At 49.1% G+C, this 14,703-nt stretch carries 14 protein-coding genes, 1 pseudogene and 1 riboswitch; of the genes and pseudogenes, 8 read left to right on the top strand and 7 right to left on the bottom strand.

Annotated features, from left to right (window positions below; translation table 11 throughout):
• Positions 1–36: 36 nt before the first annotated feature.
• From P4S53_RS01905 to thiD, 4 genes are read right to left on the bottom strand one after another with little or no spacing between them, the layout of a single operon-like run.
• Positions 37–978: an ABC transporter substrate-binding protein gene (locus P4S53_RS01905; protein ID WP_337111117.1), complete on the bottom strand. Its 942-nt coding sequence runs from the start codon at positions 976–978 to the stop codon at positions 37–39.
• 28 nt (positions 979–1,006) lie between these two features.
• Positions 1,007–1,783 carry an ABC transporter permease gene (locus tag P4S53_RS01900; protein WP_442958635.1) on the bottom strand — a complete coding sequence of 259 codons (777 nt, stop codon included), beginning with the start codon at positions 1,781–1,783 and terminating at the stop codon, positions 1,007–1,009.
• 28 nt (positions 1,784–1,811) lie between these two features.
• Positions 1,812–2,606 carry an ABC transporter ATP-binding protein gene (locus P4S53_RS01895; RefSeq protein ID WP_337111116.1) on the bottom strand — a complete coding sequence of 265 codons (795 nt, stop codon included), beginning with the start codon at positions 2,604–2,606 and terminating at the stop codon, positions 1,812–1,814.
• Positions 2,603–3,487, bottom strand: coding sequence for a bifunctional hydroxymethylpyrimidine kinase/phosphomethylpyrimidine kinase (gene thiD / locus P4S53_RS01890; RefSeq protein WP_337111115.1), 885 nt, complete (start codon positions 3,485–3,487; stop codon positions 2,603–2,605). Before thiD ends, P4S53_RS01895 begins: the two co-directional genes overlap by 4 nt.
• A gap of 101 nt (positions 3,488–3,588) precedes the next feature.
• Positions 3,589–3,686: riboswitch (TPP riboswitch) on the bottom strand.
• Positions 3,687–3,876: 190 nt separating this feature from the next.
• Between thiD and P4S53_RS01885 the strand changes: the two genes are divergently transcribed.
• On the top strand, positions 3,877–4,227 hold the full coding sequence (locus P4S53_RS01885) for a VOC family protein (RefSeq protein WP_337111114.1): 351 nt from the start codon (positions 3,877–3,879) through the stop codon (positions 4,225–4,227).
• 69 nt (positions 4,228–4,296) lie between these two features.
• On the opposite strand, the gene P4S53_RS01880 is transcribed toward P4S53_RS01885, so the two are convergent.
• Entirely contained in the window at positions 4,297–6,885 is a 2,589-nt protein-coding gene (locus P4S53_RS01880) for a family 20 glycosylhydrolase (protein WP_337111113.1), read from the bottom strand.
• Between the two features lie 613 nt (positions 6,886–7,498).
• Between P4S53_RS01880 and P4S53_RS01875 the strand changes: the two genes are divergently transcribed.
• Entirely contained in the window at positions 7,499–7,987 is a 489-nt protein-coding gene (locus P4S53_RS01875) for a hypothetical protein (protein ID WP_337111112.1), read from the top strand.
• A gap of 295 nt (positions 7,988–8,282) precedes the next feature.
• Here the strand turns inward: P4S53_RS01875 and P4S53_RS01870 are convergent, their stop codons facing one another.
• Together P4S53_RS01870 and P4S53_RS01865 are read right to left on the bottom strand one after the other, a co-directional pair.
• Positions 8,283–8,924 (bottom strand): hypothetical protein, encoded by a 642-nt coding sequence (locus P4S53_RS01870; RefSeq protein WP_337111111.1) that lies wholly within the window; start codon positions 8,922–8,924, stop codon positions 8,283–8,285.
• Positions 8,925–9,162: 238 nt separating this feature from the next.
• Positions 9,163–9,624, bottom strand: coding sequence for a hypothetical protein (locus P4S53_RS01865; protein ID WP_337111110.1), 462 nt, complete (start codon positions 9,622–9,624; stop codon positions 9,163–9,165).
• A 249-nt stretch (positions 9,625–9,873) separates the two neighbouring features.
• On the opposite strand from P4S53_RS01865, the gene P4S53_RS01860 reads away from it, so the two are divergent.
• The 6 genes and pseudogenes from P4S53_RS01860 to P4S53_RS01835 all read left to right on the top strand — a co-directional run bounded on the left by P4S53_RS01860 (position 9,874) and on the right by P4S53_RS01835 (position 14,701).
• The gene (locus tag P4S53_RS01860) at positions 9,874–10,638 is read left to right on the top strand and encodes a DUF3450 domain-containing protein (RefSeq protein ID WP_337111109.1); all 765 of its coding nucleotides are present in this window, start codon (positions 9,874–9,876) and stop codon (positions 10,636–10,638) included.
• Between the two features lies 1 nt (position 10,639).
• Complete coding sequence (locus P4S53_RS01855; RefSeq protein WP_337111108.1) at positions 10,640–11,974, top strand: MotA/TolQ/ExbB proton channel family protein; 1,335 nt, start codon at positions 10,640–10,642, stop codon at positions 11,972–11,974.
• A pseudogene (locus P4S53_RS01850) lies at positions 11,974–12,520 on the top strand (MotA/TolQ/ExbB proton channel family protein). The gene P4S53_RS01855 and the pseudogene P4S53_RS01850 overlap by 1 nt, the downstream one beginning before the upstream one ends.
• Positions 12,517–12,921 (top strand): ExbD/TolR family protein, encoded by a 405-nt coding sequence (locus P4S53_RS01845; protein ID WP_027251132.1) that lies wholly within the window; start codon positions 12,517–12,519, stop codon positions 12,919–12,921. Before P4S53_RS01850 ends, P4S53_RS01845 begins: the two are co-directional and overlap by 4 nt.
• Positions 12,921–13,541, top strand: a complete 621-nt coding sequence (locus tag P4S53_RS01840) for an energy transducer TonB (protein WP_311568226.1) — start codon at positions 12,921–12,923, stop codon at positions 13,539–13,541. The genes P4S53_RS01845 and P4S53_RS01840 overlap by 1 nt, the downstream gene beginning before the upstream one ends.
• A complete protein-coding gene (locus tag P4S53_RS01835; protein ID WP_337111107.1) occupies positions 13,541–14,701 on the top strand; it encodes a tetratricopeptide repeat protein in 1,161 nt (386 codons plus the stop codon). Before P4S53_RS01840 ends, P4S53_RS01835 begins: the two co-directional genes overlap by 1 nt.
• Positions 14,702–14,703 lie beyond the last annotated feature (2 nt).

The raw sequence follows: 14,703 nt of genomic DNA, 5'->3' as shown, positions 1-14,703 counted from the left end.
TATTCCATCCCTGTCAACGTGGGGTTAGTGCTGAAATCAAAAGGTGGGCACGAAGTCTTTTGCTGCCGGTGCATTGTCGATAATTTTGTGTTGATACATAAACGCGGAGAACTGGTTGTAGCGTTCCTGATCCACGGCAGCAGGGCGGAGGGCAAAACGAGGTAACGTATCGCGCCAGGCCAGTTTGTTTAGCTCGTTATTCAATGTGTCGGGAGAATAGGAAATGAAAGTTTGCCAGGCTTTATCCGGGTGATTGATGAGGTACTGTGTGGCTTTCTCTACGGCGAGATTAAACTTTTTCAGATCGTCTGCGTTGTACTGGTTTTTATTGGCCACCACTACCAGCTCGTCGTAGGGAGGCACGCCATGCTCTTCCGGGAAGAAAGATTTTGCTTTATACCCTTCCAGTGCCAGCTGGTTCGATTCAAAATTGCGTAATCCGCCCCAAATCGCATCAACTTTACCGGAGGCGAGTGATGAGGAAAGCGCCCATCCGACATTCACAATCTTAACGTCAGTGAAATTGACGCCTGCTGTTTTCAGCATCGTGCCGACGGTTGCCTCTTCATTGCCGGCAATGGCGATACCGATTGTCTTGCCCTTCAAATCAGCCATGGTATTGATTTTGTTATTATCAAGCACCATCAAGGTGTTGAGCGGTGTTGCGATTAATGTTGACGCCCTGATGAGCGGCAGCCCTGCAGCCACATCAATCGTCAGGCTGGTTTGGTAAGAGATCGCCAAATCCACTTTTCCTGCCGCGACCAGTTTGGCCGGCATGGAAGGGTCTGCGGGCTCCTGAATCTTAATGTTTAAACCTTGCTCTTCAAACAAGCCGTTTTTCTGCGCAATAATGATCGGGCCGTGATTCGGGTTAACAAACCAGTCCAGCATTAAGGTCATGTCTTTGGCCTGGGCCTGGCTGGCAACACTGGCGATGGCAAGGGCAATGGCACTTCGGGCCGGTAAGTAAGTCATCTGTCATTTTCCTTATGTATTATGAATTTTATTGGGACTGGCTATTTTCTGGCATCCAGGGGATAGCACGTTTCAGCAGATAATCTGTCGCAAAATACAGCGACACAGAGAGCCCGGCTAAAATCAGCAAGGCGGCAAACATTTCATCGATCATCATCCGGGCGTTGGCTTGCAGCATGAGGTAGCCGAGCCCTTCACTGGCGCCAACCCATTCTCCGACAACAGCACCAATGGGGGCGACCACCACGGCAACCCGTATTCCTGAGGCCAGGGCGGGCAGTGCCGCCGGCAACCTGATATGCCATAACATCTGCCATGTTGTGGCATTCATTGTTTTCGCGAGATCTAAATAGCCCTGGGGGGTGTGTCGCAAACCGTCATAGCAGCAGGTTGTCACCGGAAAGAAGATGATAATGGCCGCCATCACCACTTTGGATGCAATGCCATAGCCCAGCCAGAGCATCAGAATAGGGGCAATCGCAAAAACGGGAATGGCCTGACTGGCGATCAGCATTGGTAGCAGCCAGCGTTTCACCGGATTAAAAAGCAGCATGAATAGCGCGCAGATAAGACCAATGCCAAGCCCGAAGACTAACCCCAGCACAATTTCGCTGATAGTGACACTGGCATGGCTGAGCAGGACATCATGGCGCTGAATTAATTTACGAAATACGGCGAGTGGCTCCGGCAGAATAAAGCCGGGAAGCTGAAACAGGCTGACAATACCCTGCCAGAAACCGATCAGAAACACCGAGCTGATCGCCAGACGACTCAGGGGATGATGAAAAAACGGCCGAAAATTCATCGTTGTGACAACCCGTTTTTCTGCGAGTTCATGTGACATTGCGCTCACCCTGGCCGGAAAGTTGCTCGATAATGGCTTGTTGTTTGACGGCCAGTTCTGCGTTGATGGTTCTCGGCGGTGCGCCATCGGGAACGGGCAAATGCTTTAACCGCGCCGGTTTGCCTTGCATTAAAAACAGGTGATGACCCAGCCTTAATGCTTCCTGAGGATCATGAGTAATCAGCAGGACAGTGCGCTGAGCGAGCAACTCAGCGGCGAGATCCTGGAGTTTATACCTTGTCACGGCGTCCAGGGCGGAAAACGGTTCATCCATGAACACCAGGGGTTTGTCCTGAATTAAGGTGCGCACAAGCGCGACACGCTGTCGCATTCCCCCTGACAATTGCGATGGGCGGGCGTGCAATTTTTCACCTAACCCGACCTGCCGGAGAAGCTGAATTGCGCGCTCCTGCACGGCTTCACTGGCTTTCCCTTGTTGAAGCCTGAAACTGAAGCAGACATTGTCCAGTACATTTAACCAGGGCAGCAGCAGATCCTGTTGCGCCATATAGGCGACACGATCACTCATACGCCGGGCATCGGATGTTGACAGCTCGCCCTGCCATGCCACATCTTTCGGTAACAAATCGGCGAGAAGCCGCAACAGCGTGGTTTTACCGCAGCCACTCTGACCAAGAATGCAATGCCATTTTCCGGCCTGAAGTGTTAGATCCAGCTGACTGAATAAAGGGTCAGCTTGACCTGAAAAGGACAATGTGAGCTGTTTTACGCTGACCCCCAAGCAATGAGGCTGAGTGTCGGGCGAGGACTTCACTGTATTCATCGTTGATTCCTTGACGGATGAAGTGCATAGAAGTGATGGACTGGCCCGTGTCCCTGACCAATGCTGAGTTGGTCGGCATGACACAGTGCCTGGGTCAGGTACTCTTTACCTTTATGGACAGCCTCAGTGAGGGGGCACCCTTGTGCGAGGTAGGAAGCAATCGCGGCGGATAAGGTGCATCCTGTTCCATGGGTGTTTCGGGTGGCGATTCGCTTGGCAGAAATAGTGACGGTGTCACTACTTGTGATCAGATAATCGGTACTGAATGTGTCCTGTTCCCAGTGTCCGCCTTTCAGCAATACAGCATTGGTGGTGATAGCTTTGAGTTGCTCAATAAGCTCTTCTTTATCGCTCTGCTGCAGGGTTGATGGATCGATATGCCGGCCAGTCGAGTGCGTGAGCGTGACAGCCTCGGGCAAGTTGGGGGTTATCAGCGTGGCTAAAGGGATCAGTTCATTTTTCAGCGTAGTGATAGCATCTTCTTTCAGTAACAGATCCCCGCTGGTGGCCACCATAACAGGGTCCAGAACGATAAATTCAGGCTGGTACTGGCGAAGCTTTTTTGCAACGGCTTGTATGATACCGGCATCACTCAGCATGCCTATCTTGACAGCCCGGATGTCGAGATCACTGAAAACCGCATCCAATTGCTGTTCAACAAACGCTGGACTGACAGGAAAAATGTTGGAGACACCCAGCGTATTTTGCGCCGTCAGCGCAGTGATGACGGAACAGGCATAGCCGCCTGTCGCTGAAATCGCTTTAATGTCTGCCTGAATGCCCGCGCCGCCACCGCTGTCTGAACCGGCAATGGTCAGTGTAATTGGGGTACGGACAGCATGATTTAGCGGAGAAGGTTTGGTCATTGTGGACGTGTTCATCGGCATCCCTTGCTATCAAAATCATTGTTTGATTGCGCAGGGGTGACGAACAGTCGCCGGGTTACACTTCGCGAGCATCCTGTGGTCAGGATGAGAAGGTGACAGGCATTCTGCTAGTTCCCTACGCCAGTATTAACTGGATCAGGTTCAACGGGTCCCACTCTGTGGTCTCAGCCTTCCGGCTCCCCGACTAACGTATCTCTTAATCTGATGCGATGTACTGAAGCGATATACTTAAGCACTTTTTCGCGCTGGTCATTCTAACCCTGTTGTTTCGCAGAAAGCAAAAGAATTACACGAATTTGATGACAGACGAGTTGACAGACGCAAACTCAGCTAAGATGTTGTTGTTGATGCATATTGAAATCAGCCATTAAGGAGCAGAGCCAGTGAATAAGCACCATCAAATTAACTATGTTGAGTTTCCGGCCAGTCACATACCCAAGACAAAGGCATTTTTTGAGCGCGTTTTTGGCTGGTCATTCATGGACTATGGTGACGAATACGCCGCATTTGCAGAGCAGGGGCTGGATGGGGGATTTTATGCCGCGCCATTGTCTTCTCAGGTTGAGAAAGGCAGCGCGCTGATTGTGATTTACAGCGACAATTTAGAAGCGACTGAGCAGGCGGTGATCGCCGCGGGCGGGGTGATTGTGAAGCCGATATTTTCATTTCCGGGCGGCAGACGTTTTCACTTCACTGAACCAAGCGGTAATGAACTGGCGGTATGGTCAGAATAAGATTAGGGCCAGTCAGGATTGAAATAAAACAGAGCTCCCGCAGGAGCTCTGTGAGTCGGTAGTATGGTCTTAGTGAACCGTTGTCACCCGGCTGGTTCGCTGACCTGAAATGGTTCTCAGCTGGACACCTGCCGCGACAGCGGGTGGGTTGAGATGGTCGTACGACTGCCAGCTCGCGCCTTGATCGGTTGAATACTCAATCGTCAGCCCCGGGAAAGTCGAATTGGCTTGAAGGACACCATTCTCAATCACACCGCCTGGAACCGGCAGGTTAAACGCGATACCCGCTTGCTCCAGTTTGGGCAGCACATTCTGACCCAGCAGGTTGGCAAACTGGTTGTAATCGGCGTTACGTCCGGTTTCATCCAGCGCAATGCCTGCGTTGTCATTGGCTTCCCATGTCGCCGTGTGCCAGGCGCGTTCAGCCAAACCCAGTACGCGAGGGAAGATCATCCCTTCAAACTGGTCTTCGGTACGGACAGTTTCGGCCCAGAGCGATCCCTGAAGACCCAGAACATTTTCAGGCTTGAGCAGCTTTTTCACACCCGCTAAAGCCACCACTTCTGCTTTGGTGATGGGTGCACCGGCGCGAGTGAAGTCAGCATTGGCGAACACGTCATCTGGCATGAAACCAAAGGTTTTACGGGTGTCGGTAAAGCGTGGTGCCCAGTAGTAGCCACGCTCGTTTGGATCGGGCTCATACGGGTGATCAAAGTACAGGTGGCTCGCATGGTTATAGACGACTTTATAGTCGTTATTGGCCAGGTTATAAGCGCGATCAGCGACACCCCATTCCCAGATATTCTGCCATGCGTTACCCCAGAGCTGGCTATTTGCCATTTCGGAGCGTGGGTAAACCTGACCATCGTGCATCAGTCCGTCTTCCCAGCCAGCCATATCCAGACCATAGTTGGCAGTGATCACAGAAATACGTTCGACAAAGTAACGGCTCAGATCCGAGACGCTGCTGACACCATCAGTGTTATTGGCAATGAAATCCAGACACGCAGGCGAGTTAACCCACGCGCCAGCAATTTCGTCACCGCCGAAGTGGAAGGTTTTGAGTGGCTGAACGCCCTGATGGAGGCTGACAAGGCCACTCACGACGGCATCGACAAAGTTATAAGACGATTCCATACACACATTGATGGCGTTGTCTGTGAACATCTGAACCGACAGGTACTGAGTGGTATCGTTGAAATCGGTCAGAAGATATTTGTTCGCTTCCGCCATGTTTCCTTGTGCCGCGTAGTGATCATAGCGGGCTTCCATCGCCTTGATTGCGGCGTGTGCGTGTCCTGGAATATCGATCTCTGGTACGACTTCAATATTGAGGGCAGCGGCATGGCTAAGAATGTCCTGATAGTCCGCGGTTGTGTAATAGCCGTTTGATTCAGGTGAACCTGCCGGACCCGCACCGAGGAAAGGTAACAGACAGGTTTTTTCTTCCGGATCATGGCAGCGTGTTGCGCCAACATCTGTCAGTTCAGGCAGACCTGGAATTTCTATGCGCCAGCCTTCGTCGTCAGCCAGACGCAGATGGAGTTTGTTTAGCTTGAATGCGGCCATTTGATCGAGCAACTGGATAATCGCATCTTTAGTACGGAAATTGCGGACTGCATCGACCGAGAAACCACGGTAAGCAAAGCGAGGGGCATCAGCAATCTGTACTGCCGGAACTTGATTGCCATCAATTAATTGCAACAAGGACTGGGAAGCGTACAGTGCCCCTGCTGCATCCGCTGCCCCTATGGTGATGATCTCGTTAGCGGCGTCGACGTTAAGATTGTACGCCTCTTCCCATTTTTGTACGCCATTGATGTTGACCTGGCTCCAGCCCATATTGATACGTTTTTGTGTCGTGGGCGACCAGGGCACTGCGGTTACACCTAACTGATTGGCCAGGAACATGGCCTGATCTTCGTAACCATTGCCGTAGACGATAACCCAGGTTGAATCCAGTGTGACATCACCGGCGCCAAGCGTCATTTCGGCTGGCGTAGGGATAACACCGCTGGCATTGCTGATGATATTGAGATCCGCATTACGCTGGTATCTGTCTTGTGCGGTAAAAGGATCGTAAAAATCGGTTATGGCAGCACTTCCATAACGTTTCCATTGCTGTGGTGTTGAAAAATCAGCCACGAATGGGAGTTCTTCTGATGGTTTAGTCGGGACCAGGCCATTCACGCGGTTACTGGTACTGGTGATCAGTGACGTGATGGTCTGCCCCTGATCTTCAGACACAAAATACCAGTTCGGCATTACGTCCGTTTTTGCTACCTGCCAGTTTGCAGCGTCAAACTCAATGGCAAGCGACTGTCCGGGAGCCAGAGGGACAAAGTTTGCGGTTGGCTCGATCTTGAACATATCACCATTGACATGGCTGATTTTCACCTGGTCGGTTAAGACACTTTCAACCATACGGATATGGCTGAAGTAAATTGACCAACCCGTCGCTGGCAATGTTTTACTGCTTTGGTTTGTGAAATCGATTTTAGCGCGGAAGGTGACCCAGTCATCCTGAGTGTTATCCAAAACGGTGTAAGTCACATCCAACCCCTGACCAAGCTGGTCCAGGTCTGCAGCAGGAATAGCCATCGCAGGTGCAGCAAAGACAGCTGACAATGCGAGTGCTAATACTGACGTTTTTATCATCTTAGGTTCCTTTTTTTGATGAGCGAAATAAACAAAATTCAGCCTAACCACAAGATGTGAGTGATAAAAATGTCAATAGAATTTAATTCAAAAGAATATAGTAAAACTGGCAGTGATGCCTAATAAAGCATATTTACTGTACATAAAACAAACAGGTATTCGTGATGGAGATTGTAATTTAAGCGAAGCGGGAGACATTGGCTGTTTCGACAGGGCGTCTCTTGTAGTTGAGATGTCAGTGTGAACCGTGGTTATTGCGCGTCATAAAATATTGCTCACTCTTATCAAGTCGATGAGAGATATATTCAGCTAAATTATCATTCGGACATAAGAAGTGGGGCAAATTTTCTGCAAAATCACATTGGTATTCAGGGATATTGAACGATTTTAATGCTTAACAAAATCTGTTGCATATTCATTGCAGTATAGTACTAGCAACATGTGGTTAATAAAAGCGACAACTTATAGGCAACATTTAAATCCATTCAGGTAACAAATCAGTCGCCTTGTAAAAATGGCAGCCAGCTATCAGTTTCGCGATTACAAGTGGATTTCCGCTCATCTGTAGAAGATACTCTCCCGGCAACAACCTGATACGACAAAGGATAATAAAATGACAAGAGCAGCAGTACTTTTATGCTCATTACTGGCCCTGGCTGGTTGTGATGAAGAGACAATTGAAAATTTGATAGAGGGCAAGGTCGAAGTTTTTACGATTCATAGTGCCAGCACGACAAACCTGACTGGGGTGCCTGATGGTTACCACACATGGGCAGAACTGCAAGATCTCAATGTAGATTTACCTGCGAATGCGCCTTTTGGCACTCGTGATGATCTGGTCAATGCTGTTGGAGATGTGACTGACTCAGGTTGTGCCAAAATCCCGGAAACATCGGGAGTCTGTTTTAAAGAAAGCGACACATCCAGCTGTCTTCCCACTGAGCTGACAGAAATTGGCCTGAAGACGTATAAAATTGATTTAAGCAGTATTGAAGATGCAATCAATGCTGGCTTCTACCCAACAGCGGTGCAGTACCTTGATCAATTTGGTCTGAATTCCAATTTGAGCATTGAAGATGCAGAATGCTCAGCAATTGAATAAACCACATTTGTGGTGAGTCCTAGGCCAGACTTGTGTCTGGCCTTTTGTTTTTTCTGTTCGGAAGTGTGCTCTGTCAGTCTTTGATGCTTCATCTGCTAATCGTTATCCACAAAAGCTGTGTATAACTCTGTGGGAAATGGCCGGACCCCAGAAGCTGTATCGCCTTGGCCAATGTCAAGCATTCAATGTGGGATTTTTGTGGTAATTTTTTGTCCTGATTACTTGCTAGATATTACAAATAATTCATTGTATTTAAAGAAATTTTTTATAAAAGGGAAGAGCTCTTCAGCAAGGGTCAGCTTTCAGGCCCGGATTGCGACTGCAACTTTAACAGCTGCGAATGGCTGACTTGTAAAGTTGCAGTGTTGAAATGTTTCCCGGAGAGTTCGGGGTGATGTTCGTAGAAAAAGTTACGGTCTCTTTCTAACGCATAGCTATGTGTCAGATAACCCCTTCCGTTGGGGTAGTCAGTGTTCCAGAGTGAGCTTCTGGACACTTTACTGCTGGCAATAAACTCACCCAGATAAGTGACTTCACCTGGCTGGATAGAGAACGTTAAGTCCAGTCGTTTATCGGTTTGGGTGTGGACAGTTTTTCGGCCGTCAGTGCCAATAAAGGTAATCGTATGAAGCAGATAGTCTCCTGACGGCAATGGCACAGAAAACAAAGAGCTTGTCGTCGTCGGGCTGCGAAAATCACTGGAATCATTGCTGTTCGTAACAGTGATATCTTGCTCTGTGTCGGCTCGACTAAAATACAGTGTTGTTTTTAAGTTTTCACCCGTAGATGGCCAGATAGTCGATGCACCAATGCTACCCACTAAAAAACCGGTATCCGGTAATTCAGTTGACTGTAAGTTTTCAGGAATAGATACCAGTACGCCCTTGCTACATCCAGCCAGGGACAAGCCGATCAGACTGTATACCAAAGGCTTCATGCTTTATTCCTTCCTATTAATCGTTAACAGTTGATAAATATCTAAAAACTAGCCTATCCACAGAGACAGGCAGCTGAGCCGCAAAGCACATTTATGCCACACAACGCACAAAATCTCATGGGTTAACGTTAAAAAATCAGGTGAATAATAAAACTTTGAGCATTAGCTCAAAGTTTTATTGAATATTCACTGAAGAGGGAAAGGGGAGATCGGCATCAGAGCAGGCCAACCCGCGATACTATTTGGCAGCGATAACGTTTTTGAACTTGCTTGATTTACTGAAGAGATAGTCGACATCTGGCGGAAAGTCTTTATTAGACTTTGCATGCAGCATCATGTCGAAGACAGTAAACTCTGTGAGTATCGCAAACTGATAGGAAGTGAAGTCGCCATTTGCCTGTAACGTCGGGTCGAAATACACATCCCCTGAACGAATGATCGCATGATCGACGATCGGATCCTCACAGCGAAAGCCGAGGACGTAGCGTTCACCCTTCCCATAAATGACATTCATGTAAGAGTTATAGAAACATTCGTTTTCCTGAGTCGTGCAAGTTTCTAATAACTCTGGAGTCATCGCTGAAACCGTCACAATTCTGATCCCTTCCGGGCGGAAGCCTAAGTCAGACAGCTGTTGTTGAATCGATTCAATGGAGAGATTGGACACTTTACTTTCCGAATAACTGATAATCCGGCGCATTATATCTTCCCCGTTTCTTCAGGTCACTGTCTTCGATTCGTATTGTCCTTAATGCGTGATTCGGCCTGATCTGAGCCTGCTGCAATAGGAATGGCGGAAGGAAGATTTCCGGATTTTATAGTTTAAATGAGATTTGTTTTCAACTAAGATGTGTGACCAGTCACTCAGCTTAATGAGTCATTGATTAGTGATGGGAAGTTGGCTCAAGAGCTTGCTTTTGAACAGGATGCTTAAGGTAACGGCTCCAAGATGAACATAATGAAATCCAGTCTGACCGTGATCGCACTCGGTCTGAGCATAAATGCAGGGGCCAATACACTTGATGCGGCCCGCAATATTGAGAGCAAAATCAATCAGTCTGCCGAACAAAGCCAGAATAAGATTGATAAAAGTGCAGATGCAACGCTGTCAATGAAGGCTGATATTGAAGCCCTTCAGGAGGAAGTGAAAAACCTCGTTGTCTACCGGGATCATCTGGCTCGTCTGGTTGATAGCCAGGAATCAGAAAAAAGCAGCTTAAATGAACAGATTTCAGGCATCCAGGAAACTCGCCAGGGTGTCGTACCATTGATGTATAAGATGATCGATGGCCTGAAATCCGTGGTAGAAGATGATAAACCGATCAAACGTGATCAACGGTTGGCACGGATTGCCAAACTGGAGTTCATGATGGCTCAGGCCGATATCAGTGATGCCGAAAAGTATCGTCGTATTCTTGAGGCTTACCAGATCGAAATGGACTACGGCACTAAGCTGGGTGTCTATCAGGGTAAATTGGCCTTGAGTAACACGGAAAATATTGAAGCCGATCTGCTGTATCTCGGACGTGTGGCCTTCGTGGCACGAAGCCTTGACGGTCAGCGCTACTGGGCATGGAATGACGGTACTCATCAATGGCAATCATTAGAATCTCAGGCTGGTACTGAGCTGGATAAAGCCTTTGCAATGGCATCAAAACAAATTGCCCCTGGTCTGATTTCTCTTCCTGTATCTGTCAACCTGGAGGCGAACTGAGATGAAACTTAAAACGTTAGCACTCGCACTGACCCTTGTTTCAGTGTCGACTTCCGCACTGGCGGTTGATGGCCTGGTGGAAAAGACCCGGCAGGAACAAAAATCCGAGCAAGCCCACAATCAAGCCCGTGAAGCCGGGTTTCAGCAGACTGAAGCAGAGATACGTGCACAGAAAGATGCGCTGCTGGCAAAGCGTGAATCGCTGAATACAGAGATTGATAATCTAACCAGCACTTTCAGTACAAATGAAAAATCGCTGGCGCAACTGGAAGAAGAGTTAAGGCTTGAGTCTGGCAGCTTGGGCGAATTGTTTGGCGTAGTACGCCAGACGGCAAAAGACTTGCAGGCGGAGCTGGAAACGTCAGTCACCAGTGCTGATCGTCATCAGTATACCGCGGTTGTGAACGATATCGTTGATGCGAAGGCATTACCTTCACTGAAGCAACTGAACGGACTGTGGCAGGGAATGAACGAGCAAATCACAGCCAGCTCGGAAATGCGCAAAGTGTCTGTCTCTTATATTAATGGAGAAGGCTATCAGTCCACTGTGGATGCTTACCGTCTTGGCAGCATTGGTTTGATTGGCGAGCAGGGATATCTGGCCTGGAATGGCCTTCGCCAAGTGGCGACTCCGTATTTGAAGCAGCCAGAAAATGGTCCGGTAGCCAGTCAAATCGCATCGTTGCAGCAATCGGGTTTACAAATGGCTGTTGTTGACCCGTCTCGCGGCAAAATGCTGGAGCAGTTGGCGCACGCCCCCTCACTGACAGAACGCCTGTCCCAAGGCGGGGTGGTGGGTAAAATTATTCTTGGACTGCTGGCGATCGGCATCATCATCGCCTTGTACCGCGGCTGCAAATTGATCTGGATCCGCCAACAAATTAATGCCCAGCTGAAGAAACCGCAAAACCCAGGCAACAATCCACTGGGTCGTGTTCTGAGTGTTTACGACACCGATAAAAAACGTTCTGTTGAAGCGTTGGAGCTGCGGTTGCTGGAAACGATTGTCGATGAACAACAGGGGCTGGAACGTGGTTTATCCATGCTGAAACTTCTCGCGGCGTTGGCACCTATGCTGGGCCTGCTGGGAACAGTGACCGGTATGATTGAAACCTTTCAGGTGATTACTCAGTTTGGTAATGGCGATCCGAAAGTGATGGCGGGCGGGATCTCTATGGCACTGGTGACAACCGTGTTGGGTCTGATCTCAGCAATGCCTTTGCTGCTTGCACATAATCTGCTGAGCGCGCAGGCAGATGCGATCCGCAGCATCCTTGAGAAGCAGGGAATCAGTCTTGTCGCTGCTGAAGCAGAAAAAACAGGAAGCACGGCGTAATGGATGTGACCCTGTTCAGTAGCGAATTTGCCGAAACCTGGTGGATCTCCCTGCAGCAGTTTATGCAACAGGGCGGTCAAATCCTCTGGTGGCTGGCCGGTGTAGTGCTGATCTCCTGGTTGCTGGTCACTGAGCGCTTGCTGTATCTGGCGTTTACCTATCCCAAGCAAAAAACACTGGCTGGATATGTGGTACGCCAGAGACGATCAAACCTCCTGGTATGCGCATGCCATACGAGCCGGTTGGCTCAGTGAAGCACATCTTGCCTTATCTCAGAACCTGAATGTGATTAAAGTTCTGGTGGCTATATGCCCGATGCTGGGACTGCTGGGAACCGTGACGGGCATGATTTCAGTATTTGATGTGATGGCTAACCAAGGCAGCAGCCAGCCGAAACTGATGGCCTCGGGGATCTCGCTCGCTACTTTGCCAACGATGGCGGGGATGGTTGCCGCACTGGCAGGCATGTTTATTCATGCTCGTCTTGCAAAAGCGTGCAAGATGCGTGAGCAAAAACTAGAAAAATTGATGAGGAGTCAACGATGAGGTTAAGTCGCCCATCTGTCGCTCGGGAAGAAGCTCAGATTGATCTGACTTCGATGCTGGATATCGTGTTTATCATGTTGATTTTTTTCATCGTGACCAGCTCTTTTGTTCGTGAATCCGGCGTTGAAGTGAATCGTCCCCAAGCCAGTAATGTGGTCAGTCAGAAAGATGCAGGCATCTTTGTGGCGATCACTTCAGCAAATGATGTGTATATCGATAAGCGTGTTGTTGATGTTGAACGCGTTCAGGCAACACTGGAAACCTTGCTGCTTGATCAGCCTGATGCCTCTCTGGTGATTCAGGCTGATGAGCACGCCTACAGCGGTACTGTGGTAAAAGTTATGGATGCAGCCAAAGGTGCCGGAGTCAAAAATATTGCCTTGGCGGCGGAGAAACGCTGATGTTCAGGCTCATAGTAGCCGCTCCGTTAGCACTGCTGATTACGGGTGGCTTGTTTACTTTTATGGCCTGGATGGTTGATGACGGCAACCGTCAGTTACCGGAAGCAAAAGAATCGCTGGCGTTTAATATGGTGATGGTTGAGCAGGAACGTGAAGCGCAGCGTCGGCAACGCACAGTGCCTGAGAAACCGGAAACACCTGAGCCGCCACCGCAGGCCATGCCGAAAAGCGCCCAGGCAAGTGCAGTGACGCCTTTGGTTTCGCCGACTATGCCGTCGATTGCTATGGATGCTTCCGTGAAAGGCCTGGCGATCAGCTTGCCGGCCGTTTCAGATGTGGGAAGGGATCAGCAGGCCATGCCGCTCTATCGCGTTGAGCCCAAATATCCTGCCCGAGCCTTAAAAAGAAGCATTGAAGGATATGTGGTGCTGTCGTTTACGATTGACCCGCAAGGCAGGCCAACGGATATCAAGATTGTTGACGCGCAGCCGAATCGTGTATTTGACCGTGAAGCGATACGTGCTTTAAAGAATTGGAAATACCAACCAAAGATTGAAGGTGGTAAAGCGCTATCCCAGCATGGTCAGCAAGTTAAAGTGGAATTTAATCTGAGTAAGTGATGAAAACATTAGCTTTTATAGTGGCGATCTTGTTTGCGCCTGTCGCGCTGTCGGCACAACTGTCTCAGTACACCGCCGGCAAAGTGCAGCAGGCACAGAAGCTTCAATTGGAAGATAAGGTCAGTGCAGCCATTGTCTTGCTCAGGGAGATGGATATTTCCCGTGCGTATGATCAAGCGTTTGTTAACCGTATGCTGGGCGTGTATTACTGGCAGGACGGCAAACCGGCTTTATCGATTCAGCGGTTGACTCAGGCCATTGAAAGTGGGCAGCTTGATGACGAGTATCTGAGATCCACACAACGTATGCTGGCCGATATATTGTTATCCCAGGCGCAATATCAAAAAGCACTTCACTACTACTATCCACTCAGTCAATCGATTCCTGCAACGGAAAAAGCCGATGAGCTCTGGCTGAGAATCGCCCAGGCCAATTATCAGCTTGAAGAATGGCGTTTGGTGCTGTCAGCGATTCAGCAGTATGAGCGTGTTCACAAAGCGAAAGAAGTGCAGCCTTTATCGCTCAAGCTGGGTGCTCAGTTACAGCTGCAGCAGTATCAGTCAGCGCTTCCGACCTTAAGCAGCCTGATTACGCTGGAGCCGCAAAAAGTCATGTGGTGGCGACAGCTGGCGGGCATTGAAATGCGGTTGGAGAGAAGAAAACAGGCCATTGAAACGTTGGCGCTGGCAAAGCGCCAGGGCGTTGCTTTATCTCAGCAGGATCTGAAAACTCTGGGCCAGCTTTACGCCCAGGAGGGAATTCCAGAGAAAGCCGCTCGGATTTATGCATCACTGGAAAACAGTGACAGTCATCTGGATTTATTGATCTCTCAGGCAACCTACTGGCAAATGGCGAAAGAGTGGGATCAGGCGATAGCAACATGGCGAAAAGCCGTTGAGTTAGATGTGCAGTATCGCTGGCAGCTTTCTACGCTCCTGCTACAGGAAGGTCATTACCAACTTGCGCTCAATGAACTGGATAAACTCCAGATCAAAGATAAGCAAGCGGATATTGAGCTGGCTAAAGTGCGTGCTTATTACAAATTACAAAATCTTGAACAGGCCATTGTGCATGCTAAGAAAGCGGATAATTTACAATCGACTAAAGCGTCGCAAAGTTGGATTAAGTATCTGAATCAATTGCGTGATACGGACAGTTAAGT

Origin of the sequence: Photobacterium sp. Hal280, from assembly GCF_037162255.1 — a bacterium.
Lineage (GTDB): Bacteria > Pseudomonadota > Gammaproteobacteria > Enterobacterales > Vibrionaceae > Photobacterium.
Note: the sequence above shows the minus strand (reverse complement) of the source record. Positions and strands in the feature narration are given on the sequence as shown.

What these genes read in the sequence shown, in the direction of transcription:
- P4S53_RS01840 (WP_311568226.1), top strand. Translation starts at nt 12,921, where the DNA reads ATGTTCAGGCTCATAGTAGCCGCTCCGTTAGCACTGCTGATTACGGGT.
- thiD (WP_337111115.1), bottom strand. Translation starts at nt 3,487, where the DNA reads ATGAACACGTCCACAATGACCAAACCTTCTCCGCTAAATCATGCTGTC.
- P4S53_RS01870 (WP_337111111.1), bottom strand. Translation starts at nt 8,924, where the DNA reads ATGAAGCCTTTGGTATACAGTCTGATCGGCTTGTCCCTGGCTGGATGT.
- P4S53_RS01835 (WP_337111107.1), top strand. Translation starts at nt 13,541, where the DNA reads ATGAAAACATTAGCTTTTATAGTGGCGATCTTGTTTGCGCCTGTCGCG.
- P4S53_RS01855 (WP_337111108.1), top strand. Translation starts at nt 10,640, where the DNA reads ATGAAACTTAAAACGTTAGCACTCGCACTGACCCTTGTTTCAGTGTCG.
- P4S53_RS01845 (WP_027251132.1), top strand. Translation starts at nt 12,517, where the DNA reads ATGAGGTTAAGTCGCCCATCTGTCGCTCGGGAAGAAGCTCAGATTGAT.
- P4S53_RS01900 (WP_442958635.1), bottom strand. Translation starts at nt 1,783, where the DNA reads ATGAATTTTCGGCCGTTTTTTCATCATCCCCTGAGTCGTCTGGCGATC.
- P4S53_RS01875 (WP_337111112.1), top strand. Translation starts at nt 7,499, where the DNA reads ATGACAAGAGCAGCAGTACTTTTATGCTCATTACTGGCCCTGGCTGGT.
- P4S53_RS01860 (WP_337111109.1), top strand. Translation starts at nt 9,874, where the DNA reads ATGAACATAATGAAATCCAGTCTGACCGTGATCGCACTCGGTCTGAGC.
- P4S53_RS01895 (WP_337111116.1), bottom strand. Translation starts at nt 2,606, where the DNA reads ATGAATACAGTGAAGTCCTCGCCCGACACTCAGCCTCATTGCTTGGGG.
- P4S53_RS01905 (WP_337111117.1), bottom strand. Translation starts at nt 978, where the DNA reads ATGACTTACTTACCGGCCCGAAGTGCCATTGCCCTTGCCATCGCCAGT.
- P4S53_RS01880 (WP_337111113.1), bottom strand. Translation starts at nt 6,885, where the DNA reads ATGATAAAAACGTCAGTATTAGCACTCGCATTGTCAGCTGTCTTTGCT.
- P4S53_RS01865 (WP_337111110.1), bottom strand. Translation starts at nt 9,624, where the DNA reads ATGCGCCGGATTATCAGTTATTCGGAAAGTAAAGTGTCCAATCTCTCC.